Origin of the sequence: Nostoc sp. DedQUE05 (assembly GCF_034530955.1) — a bacterium.
Lineage (GTDB): Bacteria > Cyanobacteriota > Cyanobacteriia > Cyanobacteriales > Nostocaceae > Nostoc.
In genome coordinates this window covers 26,302-32,301 of the sequence record NZ_JAVRCB010000071.1, presented here as the reverse complement: position 1 = coordinate 32,301, position 6,000 = coordinate 26,302, and the positions used below count along the sequence as shown (strand labels likewise).

Annotated in this window: 7 protein-coding genes; 4 read left to right on the top strand and 3 right to left on the bottom strand. The window is 40.0% G+C overall.

Features of this window, described 5'->3' with window-relative positions:
• Positions 1-300: 300 nt before the first annotated feature.
• Positions 301-858 carry a hypothetical protein gene (locus RMZ42_RS32840; RefSeq protein WP_322675352.1) on the top strand — a complete coding sequence of 186 codons (558 nt, stop codon included), beginning with the start codon at positions 301-303 and terminating at the stop codon, positions 856-858.
• Here RMZ42_RS32840 and RMZ42_RS32835 read toward each other — a convergent pair.
• Both RMZ42_RS32835 and RMZ42_RS32830 read right to left on the bottom strand, forming a co-directional pair.
• A complete protein-coding gene (locus tag RMZ42_RS32835) occupies positions 855-1,385 on the bottom strand; it encodes a hypothetical protein (protein WP_322675351.1) in 531 nt (176 codons plus the stop codon). The genes RMZ42_RS32840 and RMZ42_RS32835 overlap by 4 nt on opposite strands.
• A 275-nt stretch (positions 1,386-1,660) precedes the next feature.
• Positions 1,661-2,266, bottom strand: a complete 606-nt coding sequence (locus RMZ42_RS32830) for a DedA family protein (protein WP_322675350.1) — start codon at positions 2,264-2,266, stop codon at positions 1,661-1,663.
• 409 nt (positions 2,267-2,675) lie between these two features.
• Here RMZ42_RS32830 and RMZ42_RS32825 point away from each other — a divergent pair, with 409 nt between their 5' ends.
• Positions 2,676-3,989: a cytochrome P450 gene (locus RMZ42_RS32825; RefSeq protein WP_322675354.1), complete on the top strand. Its 1,314-nt coding sequence runs from the start codon at positions 2,676-2,678 to the stop codon at positions 3,987-3,989.
• A gap of 8 nt (positions 3,990-3,997) precedes the next feature.
• Complete coding sequence (locus RMZ42_RS32820; RefSeq protein ID WP_322675349.1) at positions 3,998-4,735, top strand: hypothetical protein; 738 nt, start codon at positions 3,998-4,000, stop codon at positions 4,733-4,735.
• Here the strand turns inward: RMZ42_RS32820 and urtE are convergent.
• Complete coding sequence (gene urtE / locus RMZ42_RS32815; protein WP_099101646.1) at positions 4,698-5,396, bottom strand: urea ABC transporter ATP-binding subunit UrtE; 699 nt, start codon at positions 5,394-5,396, stop codon at positions 4,698-4,700. The two genes, RMZ42_RS32820 and urtE, sit on opposite strands and share 38 nt — an antisense overlap.
• A 205-nt stretch (positions 5,397-5,601) precedes the next feature.
• Here urtE and RMZ42_RS32810 point away from each other — a divergent pair, with 205 nt between their 5' ends.
• Positions 5,602-5,961 (top strand): VOC family protein, encoded by a 360-nt coding sequence (locus RMZ42_RS32810; RefSeq protein ID WP_322675348.1) that lies wholly within the window; start codon positions 5,602-5,604, stop codon positions 5,959-5,961.
• Positions 5,962-6,000 lie beyond the last annotated feature (39 nt).

Sequence of the window (6,000 nt, the reverse complement as noted above, 5' to 3'; positions counted from 1 at the left end):
TCACTTGACATTTGGGCATCTGCCTTAACTTGACACCAATGGCGAGACGCCCACCCCACAAGAAAAGTTGTATATTTTTTTATTTGTCAGTCCCTAAACGAAGTTATCTAAGTTGATTCCGGTTATGACGTTGATAAAGAAAGCGCTTTCAGTTTAGCTGATGATTTAAGCTCGTGTTGCAATCATACGGCGTAATTTTGTATTTCTTATTCCCAGCGATCGCTTTATCTGTTAAATGCGTAGTTTTATACTCAAACTGGGTATTACAAATAAATACTTTAGATGAAAAAGGTTTTCAAGATGATTTTAAGCTTTAAAAATACCAGTGCTGTGTGTGCCATATTTTTATTAGTCAGTGTCAGCAGTTTTCACAAGTCAGCTATAGCCAATATAAACAATCAGTCCCAAATAATAGCACAGCAGAGTAAAACTCAGCCAAACCCAGTTTTTAAATCTATTCTGCCTAAATTAAAGCAAAAAACTCAAATTCGGATTCTTTTACCGAAGTTTATTCCTGAGTCGGATGGGGAAAATCCAATTTACGCAACTATAGAAGCTGCTACGCAAAAAAAGTATGATATTTTACTGGGTTATAGTCCAGACTGTAATGGTGCTTCTGCCTGTCGTTTAGGCGTTGTTTCTGCTGAAGCCGTAACCCGCAAAACACCCAGCCTGACTGGGAAACGTGTATCCTTAGCTAAGGGAATTACTGGCTATTTTGTAGATTTTACTTGTGGTGCTGGTTGCTCAGATGCTACCTTGACTTGGAGACAACAGGGTGTGCAATATGTTTTTGGATTGAAAGCAGGCGATCGCACTTCTTTAGTAAAAATGGCTAATTCTGCGATTAATCCCTAGCTAGCGTCATTTGATTGTACTTCCCAACGAAACAGCCGCGGCAATTGAGATACATCTATAGCGTAGTTAACAATCCACATCACCAATTCAAAAATCAATACATATCGTACCCACTGCAACTCGCTTGTAGAATCCAAAAGTGTCAAACCCTCATACAACTGCCAGAAGCGGTAAGGCAGATATATATAAGGAACCATCACCCAGACAACATTTTGCAACTGCCTGAGTGTCACTCTTTCTGAAATGATTTGCAACCCTAAAACGATAAAATACCAAGCAAGCACAGTTAACACCGTGCGATCGCCCCACCATACACCCCACAATAACATGACCACTAAGGGCGGCACTATTGCTAGCAGTTGCACCGAGCCAAACCAGATTTTATACCAACCGGGAAATGGTAAAGGTAGAGTATAAGGCTTTGTGTTTTTCCACCCCCAGTTCACAACTACAATAAAAAGTGTGGCAATAAGGAAAAAGAGGAGATTTTCTAGGAACAGATACAGGTTGATGTTTAAGGAAATCATGAGGGTATTATCAAACTCTGATGTTTATGTGTCAAGTCGCTTTGCTCCAATTCGTAATTCGTAATTCGTAATTCGTAATTGTTACCCCATCCATGAATGGAGAGGCTTGAAAAAGGAATAAACTTTTTCTTTTTCATAATTAAAATTAGGAGCTTGTACCCTCAATCTCATTAATTAATAATTAATTCCTAATTCATAAATTTTTAACTACGAATTATGAATTATGAATTACGAATTATTCGGTCATTATATCTACACAAAATACCAAAGATATTTCAACTTTTGTTTGCTCTATTTTCTTGTACGAAATGAAGAATCGATGGTACTAAAGAAATAACTATAATTAATCCAATAATTGGTAACAAATACTTATCTACCTGTTCAGGTGGCAGAGATTTTCCTAAGAAAAACCCTAATAGGGTAATGCCAAATGTCCAAAGAAAACCACCAATTAAGTTGTAAGACATAAATGTGCGATAATGCATTGCACCAATCCCAGCCACGATGGGCGCGAAAGTGCGTACAATGGGTAAAAAGCGTGCCAAAACAATCGTTTTTTTACCGTGCTGGTGATAAAAGTTCTGAGTTTTCACAAGATGTTTTTTATGAAACAGCCATGAATCTTCCTTATTAAATAATCTTCTGCCAAATTTATGCCCAGTCACATAGCCAACATTGTCACCTAAGACTGCACAAATAAAAGCACCAATTATCAGAACCCAAATGTTCAATAAATTCTGAGACGCGACAAATCCAGCAGTGAACAATAAGCTATCCCCAGGCAGAAAAAAACCAATTAACAAGCCAGATTCAGCAAAGACAATCGCCCAGACCCCAAAATAGCCAAGTGATTTAATCAGTTGTGGCAAATCCAGATGCATAGAATTTTTACTTTTCTTTCAATAGATCCACAACATCTTAACGTTCAGCAATTTTATTGAATAAAAAGTAATATTAAATTTCTGTAAATTTATTATGTCATCTGAAGAAATGTAATGACAGATGACAGGTTTTGAGTTATTGGTGCAAGAAACAAAGACATTTGAAAGTATAGCAAAAGCCTTAGTCATTAGGACATCAACAGATGATAAAACTTAGATACAAAAAGACTTTTCACCCAGTCCCCATTACCCCTTATCCCCTTCAGGGGCCCCACCATCCCCAGTCCCCAGTCCCCAGTCCCTTACTATACTAAGAATATTTTGGGGTACTGCGATGCCTACGGCGAGCTTTGCTAACGCAGCAGAGTTGGAATATCGTGTTAACTTTTTTATAGCTACCCTTAGAGATATGAAAAGTCAGCAATTTCCTCCTGGAAGCTTTGGTATACCTGTATTAGGTGAAACACCCTCCTTTATTTTCGACCGCAATTTCGCTAAAAAGCGCTATCGCCAGTATGGGCCCATCTTCAAAACTCATCTTCTTGGCAGACCGACTGTAGTGATGGTCGGGCCGGAAGCATTAGAGTTGGTTTTGTCAAGCCAAATGGAGAATTTTTCTTGGCGCGAGGGATGGCCTGATAATTTCAAGACATTACTGGGTGAATCACTTTTTCTGCAAGATGGAGAAGAACACCGCAGAAACCGTCGCTTGATGATGCCAGCATTGCATGGCCCAGCATTGGCGAATTATGTCTCCACAATGGAAGATATTACACGTAGTTATCTGCAAAAGTGGGAGAAGCAGCAGGAATTTACTTGGTTCCAAGAATTTAAACAACTGACGTTTGATATTGCCAGTCAATTGTTGTTGGGTACGCGTCCTGGCCCTGAATGTGTGCGTTTTAGCAAATTGTTTGCAGCCATGACAAATGGACTGTTTGCGATTAATCCGTTGCCCTTGCCATTTACAACATTTGGTAAAGCTATAGCTGCTCGCAATCAGATTTTAGAGCATCTAACTGAAGTTGTTAGAGAACGTCAGCAAAATCCGACAAAAGATGCTCTGAGTTTATTAGTGCAAGCCCAAGATGAAGAAGGGAACCGGATGAGTGAAAAAGAACTCATCGCTCAGGCGTTACTATTACTATTTGCTGGACATGAAACTACTACTTCGATGCTGACTTGGTTGGGTGTAGAGTTAGCCCGTCATCCAGAAGTACTCGAAAAAGCAAGAGTTGAACAATTGCAACTTGCAAGTAAAGGTAATTTGGATTTAGAACAATTAGGGAAAATGCCCTATTTAGAGCAGGTTTTGTGGGAAGTTGAAAGATTGCATCAACCTGTCGGAGGCGGGTTTCGTGGTGTGATTAAAGACTTTGAGTTTAAAGGTTATCACGTTCCTGCTGGTTGGCAGTTATACTATTCAATTGGAGTTACTCACCGAATTGAAGAAATTTATTCTGAACCAGACCGATTTGAGCCAGACCGTTTCAGTCCCCAGCGCCAAGAAAACAAAAAGTATCCTTTTAGTTTAGTTGGTTTTGGCGGTGGGCCGCGCATCTGTATTGGCCTAGCCTTTGCCAAAATGGAAATGAAGATTGTTGCTGCTCATCTTCTACGCAATTATCATTGGGAGATATTACCCAATCAAAGTTTAGAGGAAGTTGTAGTTCCCACTAATCGCCCGAAAGATGGATTGCGGGTTAGATTTCAACCTCGGTAAAATGTTTTATGACATCCCAAATAAACATACATTTGCCTAACGGAGTTTTACAACGCTTGCAAAGTGTGAAAGATTTTGTGGGCGGGGGCGTTAACTCTCTAAGTAACTCAGCGCAACAAGCTGGTGAGTCTTTGAAGACAACAGCCACTACTACAACTGATAGAGCAATTGATACAGTCACAACAAGTTTAGAGCAAACTTGGCAAACTGCTGATAAATTTAAGAGTACAACATCGGGCGCAGTTAAAGATGCGATCGCATCTTATGTAAGTGATTGGTTGACACAACACCCGATATTTTTTCGGTTAGTTCAAATACTAGGTTGGGGAGCTAATCACCCAATTATTAGTGTAGTAATTTTGCTGTTTGCACTTGCTCTACTTTGGAGCATCATCAAAGCAATTGTCCGCTTAATTGAAACAGCTAGTTGGTCAATACTCAAAGTTCCATTAAAATTGCTTCAGGCTTTGATTAAAGTTAGTTTTTTATCCTTAACTAAAGTTGGAAGTTTTGCCGTTCAAAGAATCACAAGTACCAAAACAACTGATAATCCGCCTTTACTACCTGAAAGTTTTCAACCAAATAAACAACAACGATTAGCAGAAATTTCTAGTCGTTTGGAAGCAATTCAAAAGGAACAACATCAGCTTTTGCAAGAAGCGGCAGACTTGATTGCTGCCGACACAATTGATATAGAAGTATCAAAAATTAAACAGCTAAAAAGCGCTGAATCACATCTTGGCTGAGTTCGGTGGTGGAACCGGAGGCGACAATACCACCTTTTTGCATAGCGTAATAGTAATCCGCCTGACGAACAAAGTGTAAATGTTGCTCTACTAATAACACCGAAATACCTGTGGTTTCGACGATACGACGGACTGCGGCTTCAATTTCTAGGATGATGGAGGGTTGAATACCTTCGGTGGGTTCATCTAAAACAAGTAATTGAGGTTCTCCCATTAAAGCACGTGCGATCGCTAATTGTTGCTGCTGTCCTCCACTTAAATCACCACCCATCCGCGAAAGCATGGTTTTTAACACCGGAAATAAACTAAAAACTTCCTCTGAAATTTCTGCTTTTTTTACTGGTTTGCGTCTAGCTTCCAACCCCAGCAGTAGATTTTCTTTAACTGTCAACCGAGGGATAATCTCTCGTCCTTGGGGGACATAACCAATTCCCAACTTTGCCCTTTGGTCTGGAGATTTGGAGTTGATTAATTCTTCAGCTAAATTAATAGTACCGCTGCGGGGTTTGAGTAAACCCATGATAGTTTTGAGTAAGGTAGTTTTTCCGACACCATTGCGTCCAATTAGGCAAACCATTTGCCCAGATGGTACGCTCAAATCTACGTTGCGGAGAATATGGCTTTCGCCGTAATAAACGTTAAGGTTAGAAATTTTGAGCATATAAAGAACTTTTAACTGTTTAGTTTTGATATCAAGTCTCTAATTGGCGATTCCTCTGTTAATAAATATCTGGTTAACTCCTTATGATAGCTGATTGCAAATGCAATTAATGATATTTTAGATGATGCTTTAGCTCATCGAAAGAGTTCAAACTACGCCAAAATCTAAATAAACGCGATCGCATCTTACTAACATCTTATTAACAATGCAGATTACTCAAAGTCTCCATACAGCGATTCTTGTGACTGACTTAGAACGCTCTGAACATTTTTATGGCAAAGTATTGGGATTATCCAAAATAGATCGTTCTCTAAACTACCCTGGTGCATGGTATCAAGTCGGTGACTATCAAATTCACCTGATAGTTTCAACCACTGTCCCCACGGAAAACCCAAACCAAAAATGGGGACGTAATCCCCACGTCGCCTTCACTGTAACTGACTTAAACGCCGCCAAACAGGAATTCCTCAATCATAATTATCCCATTCAAGCTAGCGCTTCCGGTCGCGCTGCCCTGTTCACTCAAGACCCGGATGGGAATATTATCGAGTTGAGTCAGCAGTGAGAGGGAGCAGGGGAGCAGGGGAGCAGGGGAGCAGGGGAG

Coding starts and splice junctions, on each gene's coding strand:
- RMZ42_RS32840 (WP_322675352.1), top strand. CDS start 301: ATGATTTTAAGCTTTAAAAATACCAGTGCTGTGTGTGCCATATTTTTA.
- RMZ42_RS32820 (WP_322675349.1), top strand. CDS start 3,998: ATGACATCCCAAATAAACATACATTTGCCTAACGGAGTTTTACAACGC.
- RMZ42_RS32830 (WP_322675350.1), bottom strand. CDS start 2,266: ATGCATCTGGATTTGCCACAACTGATTAAATCACTTGGCTATTTTGGG.
- RMZ42_RS32835 (WP_322675351.1), bottom strand. CDS start 1,385: ATGATTTCCTTAAACATCAACCTGTATCTGTTCCTAGAAAATCTCCTC.
- urtE (WP_099101646.1), bottom strand. CDS start 5,396: ATGCTCAAAATTTCTAACCTTAACGTTTATTACGGCGAAAGCCATATT.
- RMZ42_RS32810 (WP_322675348.1), top strand. CDS start 5,602: ATGCAGATTACTCAAAGTCTCCATACAGCGATTCTTGTGACTGACTTA.
- RMZ42_RS32825 (WP_322675354.1), top strand. CDS start 2,676: ATGAAAAGTCAGCAATTTCCTCCTGGAAGCTTTGGTATACCTGTATTA.